The 23478-nt window shown below is 46.3% G+C and carries 20 protein-coding genes and 2 tRNA genes; 14 read left to right on the top strand and 8 right to left on the bottom strand.

Annotated features, from left to right (window positions below):
- Both RIG68_RS27465 and RIG68_RS27460 read right to left on the bottom strand, forming a co-directional pair.
- Nucleotides 1–162: GIY-YIG nuclease family protein (locus RIG68_RS27465; RefSeq protein WP_350130053.1), on the bottom strand; the 162-nt coding region annotated here is incomplete at its 3' end.
- Between the two features lie 42 nt (nucleotides 163–204).
- Nucleotides 205–278 (bottom strand) — tRNA-Met (locus RIG68_RS27460).
- 444 nt (nucleotides 279–722) lie between these two features.
- Here RIG68_RS27460 and RIG68_RS27455 point away from each other — a divergent pair.
- The 8 genes from RIG68_RS27455 to bshB1 all read left to right on the top strand — a co-directional run bounded on the left by RIG68_RS27455 (nucleotide 723) and on the right by bshB1 (nucleotide 9347).
- Entirely contained in the window at nucleotides 723–1127 is a 405-nt protein-coding gene (locus RIG68_RS27455; protein WP_350069516.1) for an START-like domain-containing protein, read from the top strand.
- Between the two features lie 79 nt (nucleotides 1128–1206).
- Complete coding sequence (locus RIG68_RS27450) at nucleotides 1207–2946, top strand: LptF/LptG family permease (RefSeq protein WP_350130047.1); 1740 nt, start codon at nucleotides 1207–1209, stop codon at nucleotides 2944–2946.
- Between the two features lie 97 nt (nucleotides 2947–3043).
- Complete coding sequence (rpsO, locus tag RIG68_RS27445; RefSeq protein WP_151996977.1) at nucleotides 3044–3319, top strand: 30S ribosomal protein S15; 276 nt, start codon at nucleotides 3044–3046, stop codon at nucleotides 3317–3319.
- Between the two features lie 109 nt (nucleotides 3320–3428).
- Complete coding sequence (pnp, locus tag RIG68_RS27440; RefSeq protein ID WP_350069521.1) at nucleotides 3429–5579, top strand: polyribonucleotide nucleotidyltransferase; 2151 nt, start codon at nucleotides 3429–3431, stop codon at nucleotides 5577–5579.
- 95 nt (nucleotides 5580–5674) lie between these two features.
- Nucleotides 5675–6538, top strand: a complete 864-nt coding sequence (locus tag RIG68_RS27435) for a sigma-70 family RNA polymerase sigma factor (protein ID WP_151996975.1) — start codon at nucleotides 5675–5677, stop codon at nucleotides 6536–6538.
- A gap of 110 nt (nucleotides 6539–6648) precedes the next feature.
- Entirely contained in the window at nucleotides 6649–7593 is a 945-nt protein-coding gene (trxB, locus tag RIG68_RS27430) for a thioredoxin-disulfide reductase (RefSeq protein WP_151996974.1), read from the top strand.
- Between the two features lie 5 nt (nucleotides 7594–7598).
- Nucleotides 7599–8630 carry a peptidoglycan DD-metalloendopeptidase family protein gene (locus RIG68_RS27425; RefSeq protein ID WP_151996973.1) on the top strand — a complete coding sequence of 344 codons (1032 nt, stop codon included), beginning with the start codon at nucleotides 7599–7601 and terminating at the stop codon, nucleotides 8628–8630.
- The gene (gene bshB1 / locus RIG68_RS27420) at nucleotides 8631–9347 is read left to right on the top strand and encodes a bacillithiol biosynthesis deacetylase BshB1 (RefSeq protein ID WP_350122452.1); all 717 of its coding nucleotides are present in this window, start codon (nucleotides 8631–8633) and stop codon (nucleotides 9345–9347) included. It begins immediately after the preceding gene.
- A gap of 20 nt (nucleotides 9348–9367) precedes the next feature.
- Here bshB1 and pdxH read toward each other — a convergent pair whose 3' ends face one another.
- Nucleotides 9368–10009: a pyridoxamine 5'-phosphate oxidase gene (gene pdxH / locus RIG68_RS27415; RefSeq protein WP_350130045.1), complete on the bottom strand. Its 642-nt coding sequence runs from the start codon at nucleotides 10007–10009 to the stop codon at nucleotides 9368–9370.
- A gap of 208 nt (nucleotides 10010–10217) precedes the next feature.
- Here pdxH and RIG68_RS27410 point away from each other — a divergent pair, with 208 nt between their 5' ends.
- From RIG68_RS27410 to RIG68_RS27390, 5 genes are all read left to right on the top strand, one after another.
- Nucleotides 10218–10796 (top strand): YqgE/AlgH family protein, encoded by a 579-nt coding sequence (locus tag RIG68_RS27410; RefSeq protein ID WP_350069531.1) that lies wholly within the window; start codon nucleotides 10218–10220, stop codon nucleotides 10794–10796.
- A gap of 183 nt (nucleotides 10797–10979) precedes the next feature.
- The gene (locus RIG68_RS27405; RefSeq protein ID WP_350130043.1) at nucleotides 10980–13241 is read left to right on the top strand and encodes a DUF349 domain-containing protein; all 2262 of its coding nucleotides are present in this window, start codon (nucleotides 10980–10982) and stop codon (nucleotides 13239–13241) included.
- 252 nt (nucleotides 13242–13493) lie between these two features.
- Nucleotides 13494–13566, top strand: a tRNA-Thr gene (locus tag RIG68_RS27400).
- A 237-nt stretch (nucleotides 13567–13803) separates the two neighbouring features.
- Nucleotides 13804–15462: a glycoside hydrolase family 28 protein gene (locus RIG68_RS27395; protein ID WP_350130041.1), complete on the top strand. Its 1659-nt coding sequence runs from the start codon at nucleotides 13804–13806 to the stop codon at nucleotides 15460–15462.
- Nucleotides 15463–15531: 69 nt separating this feature from the next.
- The gene (locus RIG68_RS27390; RefSeq protein WP_350130039.1) at nucleotides 15532–16533 is read left to right on the top strand and encodes an LLM class flavin-dependent oxidoreductase; all 1002 of its coding nucleotides are present in this window, start codon (nucleotides 15532–15534) and stop codon (nucleotides 16531–16533) included.
- Nucleotides 16534–16640: 107 nt separating this feature from the next.
- Here the strand turns inward: RIG68_RS27390 and RIG68_RS27385 are convergent, their stop codons facing one another.
- Nucleotides 16641–18860, bottom strand: a complete 2220-nt coding sequence (locus RIG68_RS27385) for a sensor histidine kinase (RefSeq protein WP_350130037.1) — start codon at nucleotides 18858–18860, stop codon at nucleotides 16641–16643.
- A 288-nt stretch (nucleotides 18861–19148) separates the two neighbouring features.
- On the opposite strand from RIG68_RS27385, the gene RIG68_RS27380 reads away from it, so the two are divergent.
- The gene (locus RIG68_RS27380; protein ID WP_350130036.1) at nucleotides 19149–19853 is read left to right on the top strand and encodes a spheroidene monooxygenase; all 705 of its coding nucleotides are present in this window, start codon (nucleotides 19149–19151) and stop codon (nucleotides 19851–19853) included.
- A 41-nt stretch (nucleotides 19854–19894) separates the two neighbouring features.
- Here the strand turns inward: RIG68_RS27380 and RIG68_RS27375 are convergent, their stop codons facing one another.
- The 4 genes from RIG68_RS27375 to RIG68_RS27360 are packed head-to-tail and all read right to left on the bottom strand — an operon-like array spanning nucleotide 19895 to nucleotide 23400.
- Nucleotides 19895–20857 carry a hydroxyacid dehydrogenase gene (locus RIG68_RS27375; protein ID WP_350130034.1) on the bottom strand — a complete coding sequence of 321 codons (963 nt, stop codon included), beginning with the start codon at nucleotides 20855–20857 and terminating at the stop codon, nucleotides 19895–19897.
- A gap of 4 nt (nucleotides 20858–20861) precedes the next feature.
- Nucleotides 20862–21347 (bottom strand): VOC family protein, encoded by a 486-nt coding sequence (locus RIG68_RS27370; RefSeq protein ID WP_350074125.1) that lies wholly within the window; start codon nucleotides 21345–21347, stop codon nucleotides 20862–20864.
- A 2-nt stretch (nucleotides 21348–21349) separates the two neighbouring features.
- Nucleotides 21350–22519: a mandelate racemase/muconate lactonizing enzyme family protein gene (locus RIG68_RS27365; protein WP_350130032.1), complete on the bottom strand. Its 1170-nt coding sequence runs from the start codon at nucleotides 22517–22519 to the stop codon at nucleotides 21350–21352.
- Nucleotides 22516–23400 carry a sugar phosphate isomerase/epimerase family protein gene (locus RIG68_RS27360; RefSeq protein WP_350130030.1) on the bottom strand — a complete coding sequence of 295 codons (885 nt, stop codon included), beginning with the start codon at nucleotides 23398–23400 and terminating at the stop codon, nucleotides 22516–22518. Before RIG68_RS27360 ends, RIG68_RS27365 begins: the two co-directional genes overlap by 4 nt.
- Nucleotides 23401–23478: the final 78 nt, after the last annotated feature.

Below are 23478 nucleotides of genomic sequence, written 5' to 3'. Positions count from 1 at the left end.
TGGATAGCATTCTGTATGAACAACAACCCATGGACGATACCGGAAAGTATAGCCCTTAGTTTGATAGATGTTGTGGGCATCTAGTCGATTCTCCATATCGGACGAGTAGCCGATATAAATCTTATTGAACTTGGCGCTATGTAGGGCGTAGACTGTAAACAAGACGAAAAAGTAAAAGCAGCCTTTTGAGCTGCTTTCTTACTGTAGCGGGGAGCAGGATCGAACTGCCGACCTCAGGGTTATGAATCCTGCGCTCTAACCATCTGAGCTACCCCGCCAAATCAATTACTTCAAATATCTTTTTCGCAGTATCAAACTGCTGTCCGATAGCTAGCGGATATGAATCCTGCGCTCTATCCCGGCCGGGTAGGTCATCTGAGCTACCCCGCCATATCAATTACTTCAAATATCTTCTTTGCAGTGTCGAACTGTCGTCCGCTAGCTAGCGGATATGAATCCTGCGCTCTATCCCGGCCGGGTAGTCCCGATAAACATCGGGATGAGTCACTCCAGCACCAATCTCCCAAAAATGGGAGTGCAAATGTATGAAGATTGTTTTCTAATTGCCAACCTTAACCTTCAACTTTTATTGGGGAAGAACATATAGACAGGAGTGAAAGAGCCTCCCGTTGGCTCGAATCGCAGTACTTAAGCAGCCCATTTGACTATTAAAAAATAAATTATGTTCACATCAATTTTATTTTTAATACATTAAGGCACTTTTGAAGAAGTTCGATATGGGTAACTACAAGTATATAGCAGAGTTTGAATTCCGGGCATCGAAAAAAATGCTTTTTCCATATGTGAGTTCAGCAAGTGGGTTGGCGCAGTGGTTTGCCGACGATGTAAACATCAATGAGGACAAGGACTACATATTCATTTGGGACGGAGAGAAAAACAAAGCTAAGATGACCTCACACCGGGCCAATAGCCTTGTAAAGTTCGTTTTTGAGGGCACGGAAGAGAATGACGACCCCAATTACGTGGAGATGAAGCTCGAAGAAAACGAAATGACGCAGTCGACCTACCTTAAGATCACAGATTATTCTGATATGGATGACCTTGAGGAATTGGAAGATTTATGGGAGTCAATGATCCATACGCTAAAAGAAATAGTCGGTGGTTAAGGAATACTTTTTGCCTACTTTTGCGGTTAGTTAACGGGTGCTGCTTGCACCTTAATCTGCTAAGCACTTTTCCGCAGGCATGAAGAAACTTGATAAACTCATATTAAAATCATTTTTCGGCCCTTTTTTCCTCACCTTTTTGGTTGTGGTGTTCATCTTGCTTGTGCAATACATGCTCAAATACTTCGACGATTTCGTGGGAAAGGATCTTGGATTTAGCGTTTTTGCCGAGCTTATCTTTTACTTCAGCATCAATATGTCACAGGTGGCTTTGCCGTTAGCCATTCTGCTGTCGTCCCTCATGACTTTTGGAAACCTGGGAGAGCACTTCGAGCTAACCGCCATCAAGTCAGCAGGTATTTCCCTGGTCCGAACGCTCAGACCGCTTTTTATCGCTGTCTTATTTTTAGTGGTTTTGGCCTTTATGAACAACAACTTTATTGTGCCTGAAGCCAATATCAATGCCTACAGCCTGCTTTATGACATCAGGCAAAAAAAGCCATCGCTGGACATACGGGAAGGCCAGTTTTACAATGGCATTCCCAACTATAGCATCAAAGTCAATCAGAAATTCCCTGATGGTGTGTCGATGAAAGACGTGATTATTTACGATCACACCAGAGAAATGGGCAACAATAGCGTTACTGTGGCCGACTCATGCAGAATGTACACCATTCTCAATGATCGCTACCTCGTTTTTGAACTCTATGATGGTAATTCTTACCAGGAGTCACGCCAAAATGAGTTTAACCGGACAGCCAGCTTTGGAGGAGTGAACGACCTGGCAAGGAACGAGTTCAGCGAAATGAAGATGGTATTAAGCCTGGCGTCTTTTGACCTCAATCGAACAAAGCAGGAACTTTTTGCTGGCAACAGACTCATGAAAGACATGGGCGAGCTTGCCCATGATATTGACTCTATGCAGGGTGTAGTCACCGACGTTAGAGTTAATCTGCTCAACAATGCGGATGGAATGTACGACTACCACCTAAAGGAAAGAAGACAAAGGAGAATTGACTCCATAAGAGCTGTCACAAGCAAGGAAAGAGAAGCTGTGGCGGTGTCGCAGGGGGAGGTCAAAATCACTGTAGAAGACAGTATTTTATCTCCAAACGCAGAGAATATCCCGGCTGGCACCCGCATTGCGAGGGAGTCTGCTGTTGAAGCTTTGGCGAAGAGGCAGGCCAAAATTGAGGAGCAGACGAAGGCGGATAGTATTAGAGCGGCTAAGGAAGCGGTGATAAAAAGAAAAAAGGCAGCCAGAGATACGATCACTTTCGAAAAATATTTTGCCGACAATAGCAGGAGAACCCGGGCAGTGAATGACGCCTTGGTAAAGGCCAGGTACATTAAGACTAACCTTGCCAATCAGGCTACCAGAATTGAAAACCTCAACTCGGAGATATATCGCCACATTATCGAAAAGCACAAAAAGGTGGCTCTGGCCTTTAGCTGCCTGGTCATGTTTTTTATAGGAGCACCATTAGGCTCCATCATCAAAAAAGGAGGTTTTGGTTTGCCAGTGATTTTGTCCATAGGGTTTTTCATTATATTCTACGTAGTGAGCATCATGAGCGAAAAGTACGCCAGGGAGGGCTTGCTCGACGGCGCTGTTGCCGCCTGGATGCCCAATATGATACTGATGCCCTTCGGCGTTTTTTTCCTGCGACAGGCCCGCAACGACTCACGGCTTTTTGATGCGGATGTTTACATTATTTTCATTGATCGACTAAAGAAAAAATGGGCCTCTTTCGTGCAGAGGAAAAGCCCGGCTCCAACAACCGAAAAAGCCTTGTCAGATCAATCAGAAGGAGAATAAACCTGTCAGGATATTTTATACAGAGTTTTGTATTTCAATAAGCTTCTCTCTACCTTTGCACATTAATTTCAATTCATATAATTTATTTTAGCTAAGCATGTATTTATCAACAGACAAGAAGCAAGAGCTCTTCGAGAATCATGGTCGGTTAAAATCTAAGACAGATACCGGTTCACCGGAGTCTCAGATTTCGTTATTCACCTTCCGCATCAATCACCTTACAGAACACCTCAAAATCAACAAGAAGGATCACTCTTCTCGTTTGGGGCTGTTGAAGCTGGTAGGTAAAAGAAGAAGATTATTGGATTACCTGGTTAAGGTAGACATTACGAGGTATAGAGCAATTGTAGCTGAACTGAATCTCAGAAAGTAAAAAGTTCAGGGAGGGGATTCATAAAACGGATTCCCTCTTTTTATTTTCCCCTTATCTGAAACAATCGAAATTAAAATTTGATTTACTTTTTATACGTTAACTAATATTTATGTATCCAAGCGTCATTACAAAAACCATAACCCTTGCTGACGGCAGAGAGATTACAATTGAGACTGGAAAATTAGCTAAGCAAGCGGATGGTTCAGTGGTGGTCAAAATGGGCAACACAATGCTACTGGCCACAGTAGTTTCCAACAAAGACGCAAAAGAAGGAGTGGATTTCCTTCCGATGTCTGTAGACTACCAGGAGAAATTTGCAGCAGCAGGTAAAATCCCTGGCGGCTTTCTAAAAAGAGAAGGTAGACTGTCAGACTACGAAATACTCATTTCAAGACTTGTAGACAGGGCCATTCGTCCACTTTTCCCTGACGATTACCACGCAGAAACGCAGATCGCCATTTCATTGATCTCGGCGGGTGACGATGTAATGCCCGATGCTTTGGCCGCTCTTGCCGCCTCATCGGCGCTGGCTGTTTCCGATATACCCTTTGGTGGACCAATCTCTGAAGTGAGAGTTGCCAAAATTGACGGTCAGTATGTGGTTAGTCCCACTGCGGCGCAAGCTAAGACTGCTACACTCGACCTTGTTGTCGCCGCATCTTACGACAATATTCTGATGGTCGAAGGGGAATCGAAAGAAGTATCTGAGGCAGAAATGCTTGAAGCATTAAAAATTGCTCACGACACAATCAAAATACATTGCCAGGTGCAGAAGGAGCTGGAAGCAGCTGCTGGCAAAACTGTGAAGCGCACCTACAATCACGAGAACAACGATGAGACTTTAAAAAAGGACATGCACGACAAACTTTATGACAAATGTTATAAAGTTGCTGCCAAGCAGATGCCCTCTAAGTCTGATCGCAAAGAGCAGTTCGCCGCCATCGTGGATGAGTATGTGGAGGCTTTCACCGACGAACAAAAAGAAGCTATTGACAAGGACCTTATCAAAAGATACTACCACGATATTGAGAAGGAAGCCGTTCGTAACTTCGTTCTCGACTCAAGAAAACGTCTTGATGGACGTAACCTTGATGAAATAAGATATATCTGGAGTGAGGTAAACTACCTTCCCGGAGCCCATGGTTCAGCTATTTTCACAAGAGGCGAAACGCAGGCTCTTGCGTCCGTCACTCTTGGTACAAAGCTGGATGAGCAGATGATTGATTCTGCTTTGATGAAAGGGTTCAATAAGTTTATCCTTCATTACAACTTCCCGGCATTTTCAACTGGTGAAGTAAAGCCTAACAGAGGTCCTGGACGTAGAGAAGTTGGTCACGGTAACCTGGCCATGAGGGCGCTTAAGCAGGTTTTGCCGCCTGAAGAAGAAAACCCTTACACTATTCGTATTGTGTCTGACGTTCTGGAATCAAACGGTTCTTCGTCAATGGCGACCGTTTGTGCAGGCACACTGGCACTGATGGACGCTGGTATTAAAATCAAAGCGCCCGTTACAGGCATCGCTATGGGGATGATCTCTGACAGCAAGACTGGCAAATACGCCATTCTTTCCGACATCCTTGGTGACGAGGATCACCTGGGAGACATGGACTTCAAAGTGACCGGAACCCGCAAAGGGATCACTGCCTGCCAGATGGATATCAAGGTAGACGGACTTTCTTATCAGGTGCTTGAAGAGGCACTTAATCAGGCAAAGGCTGGTCGTTTGCATATAATGGATGAAATCGAGAAAACTTTGTCGACTCCAAATGCAGATTTGAAACCTCATGCGCCAAGATCCGTGAAGATCAATATCGAACGGGAAATGATCGGTGCGGTGATCGGGCCTGGTGGAAAAATTGTTCAGGAAATTCAGAAGGAAACAGGAGCTACCGTTATCATCGAAGAAATTGCTACTGGAGGCGTTGTGAGCATTTTCGCCAATGATCAGGAGTCGATGGACAAGGCTGTGAAGCGTGTAAACGCTATTGTCGCCGTGCCGGTGGTTGGTGAAGTTTACGACGGAAAAGTGAAGTCAATTATGCCATTTGGTGCGTTTGTAGAGTTTATGCCGGGCAAAGATGGCCTTCTACATATCTCTGAAATCAAGTGGGAGAAAATTGAAAAACTAGACGGTATTCTCGAGGTAGGTGAGGAAATAAAAGTAAAATTGACTGAAGTAGATAAGAAAACCGGTAAATATAGACTGTCAAGAAAGGTTTTGATACCTCGGCCTGAGCGAAACCAGGAAACAAGCAACTAACATTTGTCAAAAAAAAAGCGGGAACATTAGAGAAAGGAACTTTACCTTTTTATATTATTGTTTAGTCTATTAGGCTTTAAAAAGTCAGATATTGAATGAGACAGTTAAAGATAAGTAAGCAGATCACCAATCGGGAGAGTCAGTCGCTTGACAAGTATCTCCAGGAAATAGGTAAAGTAGACCTGCTTACCCCCGATGAAGAAGTAACACTAGCTAAACGGATAAGAGAAGGAGACCAAATGGCTTTGGAGAAACTGACCAAAGCCAACCTTCGATTTGTGGTGTCAGTAGCCAAACAATACCAAAACCAGGGACTTTCGCTGGGTGATTTGATTAACGAAGGAAACCTGGGACTTATCAAGGCTGCCCAAAGATTTGACGAAACGAGAGGTTTTAAGTTTATCTCTTATGCGGTTTGGTGGATTCGGCAGTCGATTCTTCAGGCATTGGCCGAGCAGTCAAGGATTGTACGCCTCCCCTTGAACAGGGTTGGATCGTTGAATAAGATTTCTAAGACCTTTTCTGAGCTTGAGCAAAAATACGAGCGTGAGCCATCTCCGGATGAACTTGCCGAAGTATTGGAGGTATCTACCAGTGAGGTTGTGGACACCATGAAAATTTCCGGTCGTCACGTATCGATGGATGCGCCGTTTGTTCAGGGCGAAGAGAACAGCTTGCTGGATGTGCTGGAAAACGACATGGAGGAGACTCCTGATTCAGGCCTTATCAACGACTCCCTTCGCAAAGAAGTACAGAGAGCGCTTTCTACGCTTACAACCAGAGAGGCAGATGTTATTTCCCTTTATTTTGGACTCAATGGTGAGCATGCCATGACGCTGGAGGAAATAGGCGAGAAGTTCAATCTGACCAGGGAAAGAGTTCGTCAGATCAAGGAGAAAGCCATTAGAAGACTGAGGCATACATCCCGCAGTAAGGCCCTTAAGCCGTACCTCGGGTAGTAAGCTCAGAAAAATTAGCAAAGGTCTCAAAGGAGACCTTTTTTCGTTAACGCCAAATGATCTTTTGCGTTTAAATTGGTGTTACAGTTGATAGCAAATAATATTTCGAGATGACAAAAGAAGAAGTTAAAGTTTTGATTATTGGTTCAGGCCCAGCAGGATACACTGCAGCTATATACGCTGCCCGTGCTGGTCTGAAGCCGGTTTTGTATACTGGCGGCCAGCCAGGCGGTCAGTTAACGATTACAACTGACGTAGAGAACTACCCGGGATATCCTGATGGGATCATGGGCCCCCAGATGATGACAGACTTTCAAAAGCAGGCTGAGCGATTTGGAACTGAGATTCGCTATGGACTCGCTACGTCTGTAGACTTTTCTTCGTATCCACACAAGGTAATTGTAGATGAAACACATGAGATAACCGCCGAAGCAGTGATTGTATCAACTGGTGCGTCAGCCAAGTGGTTGAACCTCCCGTCAGAGCAGAGACTGAACGGTCATGGTGTGTCTGCCTGCGCAGTCTGTGATGGCTTCTTTTTCCGTGGCCAGGACGTAGCAATTGTGGGGGCCGGAGACACAGCTGCTGAAGAGGCCAGCTACCTTTCGAAGATATGTAGCAAGGTGTATATGATCGTGCGAAGAGATGAGATGCGGGCTTCTGTGATCATGCAGCAGAGGGTTAAAAATGCCAAAAACATAGAAATTCTCTGGAATACGGAAACAGAGGAAGTGCTTGGTGATAAGGAAGTAACTGGTGTGAGAGTGGTAAATACTCAAACAGGAGAGAAGACTGAGCTTAAAGTCGGAGGATTTTTTGTGGCTATTGGACATAAACCCAATACGGACATTTTTAAGGAATGGCTTGATATGGACGAAAATGGTTATATAAAGACAGTTCCAGGCTCATCCAGAACGAACATAGAGGGCGTTTTTGTAACCGGAGATGCTCAGGACCATATCTACAGACAGGCCGTGACGGCAGCCGGTAGTGGATGTATGGGCGCATTGGATGCAGAAAGATTTTTGGCGGAGAAAGAATTGGCCGTATCTTAGCAGCCATGATTAAGAAAAGTTTACTACTAGCGGCCTGGGTAGTAATATTATTAGCTTTTGAATCACGAGCGCAGGAAAGCAAATCGTGGGTCAAAAGCTTTTTCTCTTTTAAGAAAAGAGAAGCCCCGGCTCCAATACCTTCTCCACCACTGATTTTGTTTGCTGATAACATCTTTAAGGTGGATTTTGATTTTCTGGACAGCATGATGATAGCGGAGGCGGAAGCAATGGCGCCACCCGCTGAAGGAGGTCCCGCCACCCCTCCATTGGTACTTTCCTATGGCCATGAAGTGGCTGTTTCTGACAAGCTATCACTCGACTCGGTATGGCTTTCTGCTGAAGACTACTACAATATTTGGGACTCACAGAGAGTCAACCCTTACAAATTCAACGGCCTGGATTACAAAGACACTACTGAGCTGACATTGTTTTACCCGGAGGTAGGGTTGGTTTGGGAAAATCCCTTGAAGAAGTCGGTGATTACGTCTGACTTCGGCTTGCGCAGGTATCGCTGGCATTATGGAGTGGATTTGAGACTTACTACAGGCGACTCTGTGAAAGTCGCTTTTGATGGCGTAGTGCGAATGGCCAACTACGATAGGCCTGGCTACGGCAACTATGTACTTGTGAGGCACTATAATGGTGTGGAAACCCTCTACGGGCATTTGTCCAAGCGCCTGGTGAATGTCGGAGACGAAATCAAAGCTGGAGATTTGGTAGGCTGGGGCGGAAGTACCGGAAGAAGCAGCGGTCCACACCTTCACTTTGAGGTGAGGTACCAGGGCAATGCCATCGACCCCAAAGAGTTTTTTGATTTTGACACAAATTGTCTGATAGACCAGAAGTATACACTCACGAAAGCATCTTTCGCCTATCTTGAGGAGGCCAACAAGGTGATCGTACACCGGGTGAGGAGTGGTGACACGCTTAGTGGCATCGGCAGCAGGTATGGCGTCTCAGTGACGAAGCTTTGCAGGCTCAATGGCATTTCCCGGAACTCGGTGATACGGGTAGGTCAGCGACTTCGGATTAACTAAATGAAACTCGACATACTTGTCTTTACGGCGCATCCCGACGACGCCGAACTTGCTTGTGCAGGAACGCTTATTTCTCACGTTGAGATGGGGAAAAAAGTCGGCATTGTTGACCTTACCAGAGGGGAGCTTGGCACAAGGGGCACACCCGAACTAAGAGCCGCTGAAGCCGCTGAAGCAAGTAAAGTGATGGGTATTCATATCAGGGAGAACCTGGGGTTTCGTGATGGGTTTTTTACCGTAGACGAGCTCCATAAGCTTGAGGTGGTGAAGATGATACGGAAATACCAACCGGAAGTCATTTTAGCAAACGCCATTCGTGACCGCCATCCTGATCATGGCAGGGCCTCCAGCCTGGTATCTGAAGCAAGCTTTGTATCGGGTCTTAGAATGGTGGAAACCCGTATTGATGGCAACCCTCAGCAACCGTGGAGGGCAAAAAATATATATCACTATATCCAAAGCAACTTTATTATGCCCGATTTTATTGTCGATGTATCGGCTGCTTGGGAAAAGAAAATGCTTGCGATCAGGTGCTTTAAATCACAATTTTACGACCCTGCCAGCAAAGAGCCGAGCACATTCATTTCGTCTCCGGACTTTATGAAGATGCTTGAAAGCAGGGGGAAAGAGCTCGGGCACTCAATTGGGGCTGCCTATGGGGAAGGTTTTACAGTTGAGCGCCACTTGGGAGTGAAAGACCTGTTTCATTTACAATAGTAAGTCGCTTTTAGCCTCCATCAGGGGGAAAGGCGCTCGGTTCCCCAGGAGCCGTCTGCACCTTTTTTGAAGACTATCCTGTCGTGCAGCCTGCTCGGGCGACCTTGCCAAAATTCAATCAACGCCGGCACCAGTCCATAACCACCCCAGTAGTCAGGTTTTGGTATTTCTGCCAGTCCACTAAATTTCATTTTGAAATCTTCTGTCTTCTTTTCCAAAAATGCCCGGTCGGGTATCGACTCGCTCTGCAAGCTTACCCAGGCGCCTATTTGGCTACCTAAAGGCCTTGAGTGATAATACCTGGACGACACTGCCTCGGTTAGCTTCGTTACCCTACCCTCAATACGCACCTGTCGCTCAAGGTCGGCCCAAAAAAACGTCAGAGATGCTCGGTTGTTTTGCGTAAGCTCTCTGCCCTTGTGGCTTTCGTAGTTAGTGAAGAATTGAAAAGCGCCATCTTCCAGCCCTTTCAGAAGCACGATTCTCCCATGTGGCTGTCCATCAGCAGAAACTGTGGACAAGGTCATGGCGTTCGGTTCTTTCACTTTTACATCAAGTGCTTCCTGAAACCACTTGTTGAATTGCAGCAGCGGGTCTTTCTCTACTGCCTCTTCGTTCAAAACTTGCCTGGAATATTCTTCTCTCAAATCTGCGATATTCATTGCTTCAGTATTTTTCAAATCCGACTCAAATTTATAAATAGCCCTTACAATTTGGCTATTATTATGTTATATATGCAATGTGGTCAAGCAGCTAAGTAAGGCAACAACGAGCATTAGTTGTTTTCAATTTGAACAGTTCTTGGGTGTACAGGTGGCACTTGTTGTCTTTTAAACAAAGGAGTAGTCAAAAGGACTTTGAATAAACCGAATGGAACATTTCGACGCATTTAAAAGGGTGAATCCCAATAAAGGAGACTTACTTATCTCAGAGCCCTACCTCTCAGATCCAAATTTTGAGAGATCGGTGATCTTACTTTGTGAGCACGATGTAAGTGGTTCAATTGGTTTCGTTCTTAACAGGCTTTCGGAGCTGTCATTGGCAGAGGTGATTGAGGGTGCGCCTGACGATGAAATTCCGCTGTTTATTGGAGGGCCAGTTCAGCAGGATACGCTTCATTTTGTGCATTGCTCGCCACATTTGATGGAGGAGGGACGAGAAATTGCCAGAGGAATTTATTGGGGAGGTGATTTTGAGAAGTTGATGGAATTGATGAGTGCGGGGTTGGTTACTGCTGATGAGGTAAGGTTTTTCATTGGCTATTCAGGGTGGGGAGCAGGGCAGCTTTCGGAAGAGTTGGACACCAATAGCTGGATTGTAAATAAGAAAACAGCCCTGCAGTATATTTTTGAGTATTCACACGAAGAACTCTGGAGGCAGGTGCTCAAAGACATGGGCGGAAAATTCAGAGCATTTTCTAATTTCCCTGCGGATCCAAGGCTTAATTAGACCTGCCAGAGGATTGCAATATGAAGAGCCAAAATTGGCCGGAGGAATAAAATCTCGTTTAAACCATATCTACAACATAGTTTTGTCCAAATCCAATTGTCAATGCAATAAAATCAAATATTAGACACATGAATTAATATTATTAAATTGCAGAGACTATAGAACCTGATCAAGGAGCGCACGATGAACAATGAGAAAGAAGTGTCTGAAGGTGATGAGAAGTTGAGCAACGCTGCTCCAAAGGAAGTGACTTCCGATGATAGCGTTACCAGCAACGACTCTCAACCATCGGTAGATGTCCGTGATGAAGACGGAAAGAAAAAACCAGAAGCTGAAACCCCTGCCGCCGAAGTACCCGCAGTACCTGATGAAGCTGAGCAACCTCCAGCAGAAGTTGTTGCTGAGGCTACACCAGCATCGGTTAGCGCTGATGAAGCTGTGGTACCTGAAGCGGAAGAAAGCCAGTTGAAGTCCGAAGTTGCCTCTGTAGAAGAAATGAAGTCGGAGGAAACCGCAAAGGATGCGACGGAGGCCGAAGAACCGGCGCAAGTGGAGGCAGGAACACAAAGCAAAGAGCCAACGCCTGAATCAAAACAGGAAGCTGTTGCTGGCGAAGAAGCCTCTGATGACAAAAAAGAGAAGAAAGAAGAGCCTAAGGTAGTAGCCGAGGCGGCTGATGCTTCAGGCGATGACGAGGCGGAAGAGGAGGAAGACAACGAGGAGCATGAAGAAGCTGAGGATTATAGCCATTATTCGCCTGAGCAGCTTGTAGACAAGTTTACCGAGGTACTTCACTGGGACGACGTGCGCAAGGCAGATCGGATAGTCAGAGAGCTAAAGTCAGTTCACGATGAAATGGTCGCCCATGATAAGGAAGAAGCGCTGAAAAAATACCTGGCAGATGGGGGAGAAGAAGATTCGTTTGAGTTTAGGTTAAATGATTTTGCCTATCGTTTCGAAGAGAATTACAAATTGTTCCGTGAGAAAAAGCACAAGCTTTTTCAGAATCTGGAGCAGCAAAAAGAAGAAAACTACAAGAAAAAGATAGATGTTCTGGAGAAGCTTCGCCATTTAGTTGATGGCGAGGAAAATACGACCTCCATTACAGCCCTGAAGAAAATTCAGGATGAATGGAAGGTGATTGGCCAGGTGCCCGGCAAGTACGCAAAAACCCTTTGGGCCAACTACAATGCCCTCATTGATCGCTTCTACGATAACAGAAGCATTTATTTTGAGCTAAAGGAACTCGACAGGAAGAAAAACCTCGAATCAAAACTTGAGCTCTGCGACAAGGCGGAAGCTTTGACCAAAGAAGAGAACATCAAACATGCTGTAAAAGAGTTGAATGTTCTTCACGAAGAGTTCAAACATCTTGGACCGGTACCAAAGGAATCTCAGGAAGAGATTTGGCAACGTTTTAAGGCTGCTTCTGACCTCATCTATTCCAAGCGCCGTGAAATGGTGGATGAACTGAAGGTTGAGTTGAAGGCCAATATGGAGGTCAAGACAAAGCTATGTGAGGAGGCTGAAACATTTGTGGCATTCACTTCTGACAAGATCAATGAGTGGAACAAGAAGACGAAGGAGGTGCTGGAGCTTCAAAAGAGATGGGAAGCTGTTGGCGGTGTGCCTAAGGAAAGCGCCAAGAAGATAAATAAGAGATTCTGGGGGGCATTCAAAACTTTCTTTAGCAACAAAAGCGGGTTCTTCAAGACCCTGGAAGGAAAGCGCCATGAAAACCTGAAGCTAAAGGAAGAGCTGGTGGCAAAAGCCGATGCACTAAAAGATAGCGAGGAATGGGATTCAGCTGCGAATCAGCTCAAGCAATTGCAGCAGCAGTGGAGAGAGGTGGGGCCTGTGCCCGAAAAAGTAAAGGAGGAGATCTTCCATAAGTTCAAGGCTGCATGTGATCATTTCTTTGAAAGGAAGCGTTCGCAGAGCAAGGGAGCAGAGAAGGAGTACTATGACAACCTGAAAAAGAAAGAAGAAATTTGCGAGCAGCTGCTAAAACTGGCAGGTGAGAAAAGTCTCGATCTGGATGTTATCAGTGGCTTTCAGGAGAAGTTCAGCCAGATTGGTTTCGTGCCGAGAAATGCGATGAAGACCATCCAGAAAAAATATCAGGAGGCCATAGACGCTCTCAACAAGGCGGCGGAGTCACTGCCCGAGGATGAACAGCGTAAGTTCAAGACAGCCATGCAGGTGGGTAAGATCAAGGGTGAACCACATGGTGAGCGCAAAATCTACCAGAAGGAGGGACAGGTCAGGCGCCAGATTGCGACGCTGGAGAACGACATAGCCGTTTGGAGAAACAACCTGGAATTCCTAGCATCGTCCAGAAAAGCTGATAAGCTGAAGGCCGACTTTGATGAAAAAATCGTTAAAGCAGAAGAGGAACTGGATGGTTTGAAAGAGCAACTCAAGGTGATTCACGAAACCTCTTAAAAAAATCACAATAAGTGTTTGCAATAATTAATCAGCCGATTAGTTTTGCAGTCCCAAATAAGGAATGCCTCCTTAGCTCAGCTGCGGTTCGGCGTCCGATAGAGCAACTGCTTGAAATCGGAGGGTCGCAGTAGAATAAGGAAACATAAATGGAGAGAAGCCTCCTTAGCTTAGCTGCGGTTCGGCGTCCGATAGAGCAACTGCTTGAAATCGGAGGGTCGCAGTAGAATAAGGAAACATAAATGGAGAGAAGCCTCCTTAGCTCAGCTGGTAGAGCAACTGACTTGTAATCAGTAGGTCGCTGGTTCGATCCCGGCAGGGGGCTCTTTTTTGAAAGCACTGATAGTTCGCTATTGGTGCTTTTTTGTTTATATTCTTCTCCGTTTCGGTGCAGCCGCTTGTGGGTGACTTCGCCCCTAAATTCGTCTTTACCCGGAGCTGTTTGTATCAGGCACAGCATTTTCTTTTCATGTACTTGCAACCATGAGCAAGTACATGATAGTTACTTTTTTGCGCTTGTTGATTACAAACCTCTCCAACATGATTTTAATCGATTGAACTTATGAAACTGAAAATAGCCAGTCTTTTCTTCTTCATTTCCCATCTTGTGTCAGGCCAGGGGGCTACTCCTTTTCCAAAGCTCGAATTCGACATGCCCAAAATGACAGAGCCAGTTATTCCGAACTATCGGGTGAGTCTGCTGGATTTTGGTGGTATGCCTGACGGAGCTACACTCAATACCGACGCCTTTGCAAAAGCAATTGAGGCAATTGTGAGCAAAGGAGGGGGACACCTGGTGGTTCCGAGAGGTATTTGGCTGACAGGGCCGATCACGCTTAAAAGCAACCTCAATTTACACGTGGAGGAAGGAGCCCTTATTCTTTTTTCGGACGACAAAACGCTGTACCCCATAGTGGCCACGAGCTTTGAAGGACTTGATACCTACAGATGCATATCGCCGATCAATGCTCTTGAGGTGGAAAACATCTCTATCACTGGAAAAGGTGTTATCGATGGCAACGGGGATGCCTGGCGGCTAGTGAAAAGAAGCAAAGTCTCGAGCCAGCAGTGGAAGGAGATCGTGGCCGGCGGCGGACTGGTAAGCGACGATGGCGACACGTGGTATCCTTCAGAAAGCTTTCAGAAAGGAGTGGAGGCGACCAGTAATTTCAATGTGCCGGACAACGCATCAATGGATGAACTGAAGGAGTACAAAGACTTTTTGAGACCGGTGATGATCAGCATTCGGAACTCCAGGAATGTAATGCTCGATGGTCCGACTTTTCAAAACTCACCCGCCTGGAACATACATCCTCTCATGTGCGAGAACCTGATTGTAAGGAATCTGACTGTGCGTAACCCGTGGTATTCGCAAAACGGTGATGGTATTGACATCGAATCGTGTAAAAACACCTGGGTGTACAACAATTCGTTTGATGTGGGTGATGACGCCATTTGCATCAAATCAGGAAAAGATGTTGATGGCAGAAAGCGGGGAATCCCTACCGAAAACCTGGTGGTGTTCAATAACATCGTTTATCATGGTCATGGTGGGTTTACCGTTGGTAGTGAAATGTCGGGTGGGGTAAAGAACGTGCATGTATCAAAATGCACCTTCATTGGTACTGACTGTGGCTTGCGATTCAAAAGCACCAGGGGACGTGGTGGCGTGGTGGAGAACGTCTACATCTCCGACATTGATATGTACGATATTGCCGCCGAGCCTATTCGCTTCAATCTTTTTTATGGTGGGCAGTCACCCATTTTGGAGGACGATCAGGAGGCGCCAGAGATCGACGACACGCCCGTGCCGGTAACAGAGGAAACTCCTTCATTCAAAGACATTTACATGAAGAATATCCGATCGGTCAATTCTGGTGTGGCTGGCTTCTTTCAGGGTCTACCTGAAATGAATCTTAAAAATGTGAATCTTGACAATGTTTATCTGTCAGGCAAAAAGGGCGTTTCTGTCATTGATGCTGATGGAATGAGTTTCAAGGATGTCACTGTCGTGGTAACAGAGGGAAACCCCTTCACCATCTACAATTCACATAACCTTACCTTCTCGGGATTCAAAGTGGTGTCTGGCGAGGGAAAGCCATTGTCCATTCAGGGTGCCAAAACTAATCACCTGACTTTTTTAAAAGCAGACTTTTCCAGCCCGGCTAAACAAATGCTGATCGGGGAGGGTGTTGATTCGAAAGCCGTTAAAATGAAATAGTAGCTCATCATGTGAACCATCCCAACCCTTTTTTCATTTGCCTATTGATACAATTGGTCTGGTGTGAATATGAAGAAAGGAAAAGTGCCTTACTCCATCCTGGAGTTAGCGTCGGTGCCTGCGGGATCATCTACAGGCGAGGTTTTTAAAAACAGTTTGTTGTTGGCACAACATGCTGAAATGTGGGGATACACCCGCTTTTGGCTGGCTGAGCACCACAACATGGTCAGTATAGCCAGTTCAGCAACGCCAGTGCTTATAGGTCATATTGCTGGTGGAACAAAAAGTATCAGGGTTGGTTCGGGTGGAATCATGCTGCCAAACCATGCGCCGCTTATTGTGGCGGAACAGTTTGGTACGCTGGGGTCATTATTTCCTCATAGAATTGACCTTGGTCTCGGCCGAGCGCCTGGTACCGACCAGGAAACAGCATACGCCATTCGCCGGGAGCGAATGCACGCTGCTTACCGGTTTCCTGAGGAAGTAGGAGAGATACAGCAATATTTCGCTGATGGCAACGCAGATGAAAAGGTGAGGGCCTACGTAGCTGAAGGGGTGGATGTGCCTTTGTACATTTTGGGCTCCAGCACAGATAGTGCCCACCTTGCGGCCAGAAAAGGGCTTCCTTATGCCTTTGCCAGCCATTTTGCTCCTACACACCTTTTTGAGGCACTCAATGTCTACTACAACGAATTTCAGCCCTCGGATGCGCTTCAGGAGCCCTATACAATTGCCTGCGTCAATGTGGTTGCCGCCGACACCGATGAGCAAGCCGAGCTGCTGGCGTCATCGCTGGTGAGGATGGTGTTAGGCATACTGACAAACAAACGTGATCAGTTGAGACCACCTGCGCCATTGGAACCTCAAATGAAAGCATTTATGAGCGAGCCTGCTTTCCAGCGGTTTCTACAGTATGCCTTTGTGGGTAGCAAAGAGACGGTGAAAGAAAAGACCATCGATTTTCTGCAAAAGACTGGAGTAAACGAAATTATGGTTGCCAGCCATATGTATAGCCCTCAAGATCGGCTAAGGTCGTATGAGCTTTTTGCAGAATTGATGAGGGCGATGTAGCAAATGGTAATAGACAACATAGTTCCCATATTAGATTTCTGAAGCCTCTGCTCTCCGAACAGCCCTTCATCATCTGCTGTAGGCAGCTAACGTTCTACATTGTTGCCTTACAGTAGGTGAGTTGTCGGTTTTGACCTCTTTTTGGCTTCATTAACCTTGAAGGAAAGGGTAGACGAACTGACCGATACCAGCGTTCCTTTGGCGTATTCTGACTCTATATTGATCGTTCCGCCCAACTTGTCGACCATTTTTTTAACCAAAAAGAGCCCAAGACCCGACCCTTTTGAACTTTCATTTGCCCGGAAGAACATGTCATATACCCGGGGCAACAATTCCGACGCTATTCCCTGTCCGTTATCTTCTACTTTTAAGGTAAATACACCATTTTCAATTGTATGCCAAACACGCACGAAAGGCCTTTCCTTACGACCGTCGTGGTATTTTATAGCGTTGATCAGGAGATTGTGAATGATCATTTTCCATAGATTAGGATCGGATGTTATTTCTAAACGACTGTCAACTTCATTACTAAAAGTGAGCTTTTCCGCATGCTCAACAAATTCGATATCTGCCCAGACTTCATTTACTAATCCGTGAAGTTGAATGCTTGTTGATAGTGGCTCATTCTTGCTGTTTTTTACATAACTATTGATTTCTAACAAGGTGTTTTCTAATCTCAAAATTCGGTTTTCCATCAAATCCAAATATTGAGGGAGATCATCTTTAGACGCCTTTAGGAGGTAAAGAAGGCCTCTGATGGATTTTACCGGAGCAATGAGATCGTGCGACGACCGGTAAAGAAAGGTATCCAGTTCCTCGTTCACTGCCATCAGTTCACGGTTGCTGCGGAGTAGTTGTTGCTCGTGCCTGGTCACCTCTTCTGTTTTTTTTGCTACCAGTGTGGCCAGGTTTTTGCGCATGCGCTTTGCCCTGTATATAATACCCACGATGGTTAGTCCGAGAACTACCATAGCTATAAATGCATACCCCAATGGCCCTTTTATAAAGGCCAGCAGAGGCACCGCTACAATGATGACGAGTTCAGCTGGCTGCAAATTGCTGCTCGCATCCTTTACCTGAAAGACATATTTTCCGTTTGGCAGGTTGTCAAAAACGGCCATTGGCTCGGTTGTTGGATACCAGGCTGTGTCATAGTTGAACAGTCGGTATTGGTAGGTCTGAGGCGTGTAGTAATCGGCTCCCGGGTTGCTAAAGTTGATCTTTATTATAGTTGCAGGTTTGGAAAGTTTGGCTGTATCATACTTTTGTGTGGTGTATGCAATTGAGTCATAATCGTATACGAACGACGAAATTTGCGTTGGAAACGGATTAATGCGTTCGAATACTGTGTTGGGGAACGCCTTTGTCATATAGATCATCGAGATGCCATACGACGTGGCTAGCCACAGATTTCCCTGTGGCCCCTTCTTCATTTCGTAAACTTCATTTGACATGAGTCGATCCTCGGTTGTGAACTTGCGAATGACCTGTCCTTTTTCGTCAGTAATAAACACACCGTCTGTCCAGGTGGCAATAGCCAGTAAGTTGTTCGAAAGGCTGACGGCATTGTACAACCAATGCTTAGTTATTAGAGAAGCAAGGGGTTGGTCGTAGACGGCAATACTTCCATCTACCAAATTTCTGACAAGTGGGGGTGAATCCGGATAGAGTATTAAATGCCTTTGTTCGTCCAGTGGAAGCACCTGAAAGGCAGGACTTTTTGAGTGTGAGCTTTGATTCCAGTTTTGTAAAAGTTCCGTATTCTCAAATATGCTCAGTGCTCCGTTTGTTTCAGATAAGTAAACAGTTGACCCTACACGAAAGAAGTAAGATTCAGGAAAGTTTCTATAGCTGACTGAATCGGCGGTGTAGACAAAACGTCCTTCCCGAGTCATGAAGTAGATCTCGTTGTTGAATAGGAAAATTTGCCATACTTCTTTGAATGGGTGGCTCTCTGAGATTTGTGTTGACAAATCGACGTATGAAAAGCGAGTGGCTCTGTCTCTTTTCAGGTAGCCGAAATGCTTGGTACCGCCAATATATATTCTATCAGTAAGACTGTCGTAATTAATGCTACGGGTGTTTCCTTTTCCACCAAGGTCTATCTCCTGCCACGATTCGCCATCATAAACGACCACACCTCTGGAAGTACCAAAATACATTAAACCCTGATTATCGATTTCAATTGCAGCTACTGCACCCCCGGAACGATCTGCTTCTCTGCCAAAATTTACCACAGGGGTAACTTGCTGCCAGCCGACGGCGTCAATGGTCGTCAATAAAAAAGATACAAAGAAAAAAATCCCAACAGTTCTCGACGGCGACATAAGAAAGAAAAGTATCTGGTAGAGAAAAAGCTAAGAATGAGGGATAAGCTTTTCAACGAGCTGGAGGAGAGACAAATATAAGGGAATAATTCTGGCAACCGACACAAAGTAATTGATACTTATGCATAAGAGTTCAATCGCAACGCTTAAGAGTTTCGGATATGGCAGCACAGTCTGGAGTCATATCGCTTTTGTACCGTTGAATAAATAGGTTGATCGACCAGATAGACTTGTTCAAATCACACTTTGTTGTCTTAACATTATTCGTATACGACATGTTATGATGCCATGTCACAGGTCACAACCATCACATGTTTTAGGTTCAAGGGTTTTTCAGATAAGTTTTGGGCTCTTTCAATGATGCAGTTGGCTCACCGCCAGCTTTCCATCGTAGAAGGCAATACGTTTTACAAACTCATGGGAACTGGCCGTGGTGATAGTTTCAATGCTTTTCCCGATTTTTCCACCTACATTCTTTTGCAGGTTTGGCGAAGTGAAGATGATGCTAACGCATTCTTTGCCAGGTCACAGATCGTTGATCGTTATTGGGGGCGTGCCAGCGAGGTGTGGACAACCTACATGGTGAATACCAGTTCTCATGGTCGTTGGAGTGGGGTTAACCCATTTGAACCAACTCCCAGTTCCGAGTCGTCTGGTCCTGTGATCGCCATCACCCGTGCAACCATCAAATGGCAAAAGCTTCTTGATTTCTGGCGATATGTACCTGTTTCCCAAAAGGATTTGAAGGCTAACAGTGGGCTTGTTTACACAAAAGGAATGGGAGAGCTGCCGATCGTGCAGATGGCTACCTATAGCGTTTGGGCGGATGAGGCTTCGCTTCGACGATTCGCCTATGAAAGTGAGCACCATCGAGTGGCCATTGCGAAGACAAAGACATTAAAATGGTACAGGGAAGAGTTATTTGCCAGGTTTCAGCCCATTCGCTCGGAAGGTACATGGGAGGGACGTCGCCCGCTTGAACACCTTTTATAAGGAAAAGTCTTTCTTGAAATTAATAGTGTCGCCTGACCGATTTACCTGTCGGCCAACTCCTTCCTATTAAAAACGCATCCCTCCATTGGCTGCTGCCCTCTCACAATGGCCAGCACATTGTTCACAGTATCGACGCACATTTTGGTATAGGTTCGGCTGGTAAGGCTACCCACATGAGCGGTAATAAGCGCATTGGGAAGTGTGAGCAAAGGTTCATCTTTAGCTGGAGGTTCTTCTGTTAACACATCAGCAGCAAAGCCAGCGATAGTTCCGTTCTTCAGCGCCTCGTATAGAGCTTGCTGATCAATGATCGGCCCACGGGCAGTGTTGATCAGCAAGGCACTTTTTTTCATCTTCTGCAATGTTGCCGCATTGATGAGCTCCTTTGTTTCAGGCAAAAGAGGCACATGAAGTGTGATGACATCTGCCTCGGTAATTACCTCTTCAAATGATTTGAAGGTGTAGGGCACGTTCGCCGCTTCTGCCTGATCCCAGTAAATCACCTTCATACCAAAGGCGGTGGCCATGGCAGCTACTTTCTTGCCGATATTACCCAACCCCAGTATGCCCAGCGTTTTGCCGTAAATCTCGTCGCCCTCAAACTGATTGCGCCAGCCCCAGTTGCCCGCTTTTACTTCCGCCACTGACCTGAAAAGGTTTCTTTGCATCATCATCATCAGTGACATGGTGTGCTCTGCGATTGTTTGGGCATTGGATCCTGGCGCATTCACTATCTTGATACCTTTGGAGGTTGCATAGGCGACGTCCAGATTATCGAGTCCCACACCACAGCGGCCCGCTACCTTCAGGGCCGGACAAGCATCCATTAACTTTGGGTTGACCTGGCCCTTGCCTCTGGTAACTATGGCATCGACCTGATGATTTGAAATAGTCGACAAGTCAAAGCCCGGCTCATAAGCAGCCAGAATATTGACATCGGCAGCCTTTTGAAGAATCTCCAGGGCATCATCGGCCACGGTTTCCAGTAGAAGGATATTGTGCATACGGTTATTTGTGGTAAAGCGTGGCGTCTTTTGATTTGTATCCTCTGAAGTCATTTCTGCCGGAAACATAAATGCCTGCCTGGAACAGCTCGTCCTCAAAAATCTTCGGGTCGATAGCAAAGCCTGGAGGCGAAGAAAGCTCTACCAGGTTGCCTGATGGGTCACGAACAAACATCTGAATGGGCCCATCTGGGAGTTGGCGCACTTTGCCCCAGGGGGAAGTATCTATTACCCCCAGCTCTTTCATGCGCCAGAAGATCTTGTTGATATCATCCACTTGCATACAAACATGCCCACGGAATGAATGTTCATCTTCCCATTCAGTGAGGTGAAGCTGCTGCGTGGCGTTGATTTTGAAAAAGGCGGTAGGGTAGTCGAACAAGAAAGCCGGAATGACTTCCAGTCCCAGCTCTTCTTCGTAGAATTTGCTGGTTTCCTCCAGATTTTTTACAACCAGCGCTACGTGGTTAATTCCAATTGCTTTTGCCATGATTATCGAACGGTTTGTTTAAACTCTTTTACAAAATCCCAGTTGGGAGTGAGGCCCAGGCCAGGGGCTGTTGGGGCCGCTATTTGACCATCAATGGCCTCAATGTTTTCTTCTACCAGGTCGTACATCATCGGATTTCCTCCGAGTGAAAACTCAATGATCGTCGCTGCAGGTGCTGCAAAGGCAACGTTCACCCCGGCCATGAATGAAAACGCTGATCCCCAGCAGTGAGGAGCCAGTTCAAGTTGATAGGTATTGGCCAAATGGGCGGTTCTCATGGCCTCTGTAATGCCGCCAATGATGGCAGAGTCGGGCTGCACTACATCCAGCGCTCTGAGGTCGATCAGATCACGCACGTCAAACACAGTGTATTCGCTTTCTCCGGCGGCTATGGGAATGGCGGTAGAAGCCCTTACCTCAGCTGTTCCCACTTTGTTGTCGGGACTAATGGGCTCCTCGAACCAGTAGAGGTTGCAGTCTTCCACGCCCCGGCAGAACTGCTTTGCTTCTGGCACACTGAAGGTGCCATGGGCATCTGTCATGAGTTTGATGCTATCGCCGAGTGCTTCTCTGGCAGCCTTTACCCGCTTGATGCTTTCGTGTACGGTATTGTCCATGATGCCGACCCGCATTTTGACTCCTTTGAAGCCTTTTGCCGTGTAGCTCAGCAGTTGCTCGCCTATTTTGTCAGCACCTGCCCAGCCACCACTGGCATAAGCAGGCATGCTGTCACGACAGGCTCCGCCTAGTAACTCAACAACCGGTACACCCAGCATTTTTCCCTTTATGTCCCAAAGAGCTGTGTCGACACCGCTCATGGCTGAGACTGTCAGGCCACGGCGCCCAAGAATGGGAAACTTACGGCCCCTGTCTAGTGCATAGTGGTCACGGGTGCCGTTGTAGATCATTTCCCAGAGGCGGGAGATGTTGCGAACGTCCTGGCCTACTAAAATAGGCTTCAACTCATTTTCTACACAACTGACGATGGAGGCACAGGAACCTGATGAGCCTACAGCGGCCTTGGCTTCGCCAAAGCCTTGCAAGCCACTTTCTGTTGTGACAACCACGAGGGTCATGTCGAATTCAGTGAGCAGACCGTAATCTGAACGGTGCTGCTTGGCTGGTGGTATCGGGCAACGAAGCCAGAAGGCTTCAACGTTTTTTATTTTCATATCAATGGTCTGAGCGTTTCGATGGATTTTTTGGTGAGCATGGTGTAGAATTCGTCGGTTACGGCTGAGCTGCCATGGTCTTCGAGAAACTTTTTTTGCTCTGGACTCAATCCTTTGGGCGATTCGTCAATAGAATTGGGGTAAGGGTTGGCCGGTGTTCTGTCGAGCGGGGAGCAAAACTCCACCGAAAGCACATCGTCGTAACCAATTTCTCCCAGTGTTTTGACGATGCTCCCCCAATCCAGTTTGCCCATGCCGGGAGCCATTCTGTTGTTGTCAGCCACATGGAAGCCGATAAGATTTCCTTTAGCACGACGAATAGCTGGGAGGATTTCATCTTCCTCAATGTTCATATGGAAGGTGTCGAGGCAAACGCCGCACTTGGGGCCAACTTCTTTGGCCAGCGCCAGCGCCTGGTCGCCACGGTTGATGAAATAGGTCTCAAAACGGTTGATGGGCTCTATTCCAAGCAGAATGCCGACACTTTCAGCATACTCATATACCTGCTTCATGCTATCAACGGCGTATTTCCAGTCTTCTTCGGGTTTGCCTTCCGGTAAGATCTTCCCAACTGTTGAAGGTACCACTGATACCATGTGGCCATCGAGCTCGGCCACCATTCTTACAACGTCTTTTACATATTGCACAGAGTCAGCTCTTTGCTTTTTGTCTTTGGCCAGGAGATTGCGCTGCTCTAACATTAGCGTGACAGAACCCCAGCAACTGATGCCTGCATCATCCAGCAGCCGTTTTACCTTTTTTGTGTCGTACAGTTCGGGGCTTCCCTGAATTTCAAGGCTGTCGTAGCCCAGTTTTGCTATCCGGTTGACGGTTTCCTCAATGGTTTCTGCCCGCATCCAGTTGTGTATCGAAATCTTCATTGTTTGTAAGTATTGTGTTTTGTAGTCGACTGGTCAACCGCCAGCGCTTAATTAATAATTCAACGTATTGAGTTTACT

Origin of the sequence: Imperialibacter sp. (assembly GCF_040222385.1) — a bacterium.
In the GTDB taxonomy this organism is placed as follows: Bacteria; Bacteroidota; Bacteroidia; order Cytophagales; family Cyclobacteriaceae; genus Imperialibacter.
Note: the sequence above shows the minus strand (reverse complement) of the source record. Positions and strands in the feature narration are given on the sequence as shown.

What these genes read in the sequence shown, in the direction of transcription:
- RIG68_RS27450 (WP_350130047.1), top strand. Translation starts at nt 1,207, where the DNA reads ATGAAGAAACTTGATAAACTCATATTAAAATCATTTTTCGGCCCTTTT.
- rpsO (WP_151996977.1), top strand. Translation starts at nt 3,044, where the DNA reads ATGTATTTATCAACAGACAAGAAGCAAGAGCTCTTCGAGAATCATGGT.
- pnp (WP_350069521.1), top strand. Translation starts at nt 3,429, where the DNA reads ATGTATCCAAGCGTCATTACAAAAACCATAACCCTTGCTGACGGCAGA.
- RIG68_RS27435 (WP_151996975.1), top strand. Translation starts at nt 5,675, where the DNA reads ATGAGACAGTTAAAGATAAGTAAGCAGATCACCAATCGGGAGAGTCAG.
- trxB (WP_151996974.1), top strand. Translation starts at nt 6,649, where the DNA reads ATGACAAAAGAAGAAGTTAAAGTTTTGATTATTGGTTCAGGCCCAGCA.
- RIG68_RS27425 (WP_151996973.1), top strand. Translation starts at nt 7,599, where the DNA reads ATGATTAAGAAAAGTTTACTACTAGCGGCCTGGGTAGTAATATTATTA.
- bshB1 (WP_350122452.1), top strand. Translation starts at nt 8,631, where the DNA reads ATGAAACTCGACATACTTGTCTTTACGGCGCATCCCGACGACGCCGAA.
- pdxH (WP_350130045.1), bottom strand. Translation starts at nt 10,009, where the DNA reads ATGAATATCGCAGATTTGAGAGAAGAATATTCCAGGCAAGTTTTGAAC.
- RIG68_RS27410 (WP_350069531.1), top strand. Translation starts at nt 10,218, where the DNA reads ATGGAACATTTCGACGCATTTAAAAGGGTGAATCCCAATAAAGGAGAC.
- RIG68_RS27405 (WP_350130043.1), top strand. Translation starts at nt 10,980, where the DNA reads ATGAACAATGAGAAAGAAGTGTCTGAAGGTGATGAGAAGTTGAGCAAC.
- RIG68_RS27395 (WP_350130041.1), top strand. Translation starts at nt 13,804, where the DNA reads ATGAAACTGAAAATAGCCAGTCTTTTCTTCTTCATTTCCCATCTTGTG.
- RIG68_RS27390 (WP_350130039.1), top strand. Translation starts at nt 15,532, where the DNA reads ATGAAGAAAGGAAAAGTGCCTTACTCCATCCTGGAGTTAGCGTCGGTG.
- RIG68_RS27385 (WP_350130037.1), bottom strand. Translation starts at nt 18,860, where the DNA reads ATGTCGCCGTCGAGAACTGTTGGGATTTTTTTCTTTGTATCTTTTTTA.
- RIG68_RS27380 (WP_350130036.1), top strand. Translation starts at nt 19,149, where the DNA reads ATGTCACAGGTCACAACCATCACATGTTTTAGGTTCAAGGGTTTTTCA.
- RIG68_RS27375 (WP_350130034.1), bottom strand. Translation starts at nt 20,857, where the DNA reads ATGCACAATATCCTTCTACTGGAAACCGTGGCCGATGATGCCCTGGAG.
- RIG68_RS27370 (WP_350074125.1), bottom strand. Translation starts at nt 21,347, where the DNA reads ATGGCAAAAGCAATTGGAATTAACCACGTAGCGCTGGTTGTAAAAAAT.
- RIG68_RS27365 (WP_350130032.1), bottom strand. Translation starts at nt 22,519, where the DNA reads ATGAAAATAAAAAACGTTGAAGCCTTCTGGCTTCGTTGCCCGATACCA.
- RIG68_RS27360 (WP_350130030.1), bottom strand. Translation starts at nt 23,400, where the DNA reads ATGAAGATTTCGATACACAACTGGATGCGGGCAGAAACCATTGAGGAA.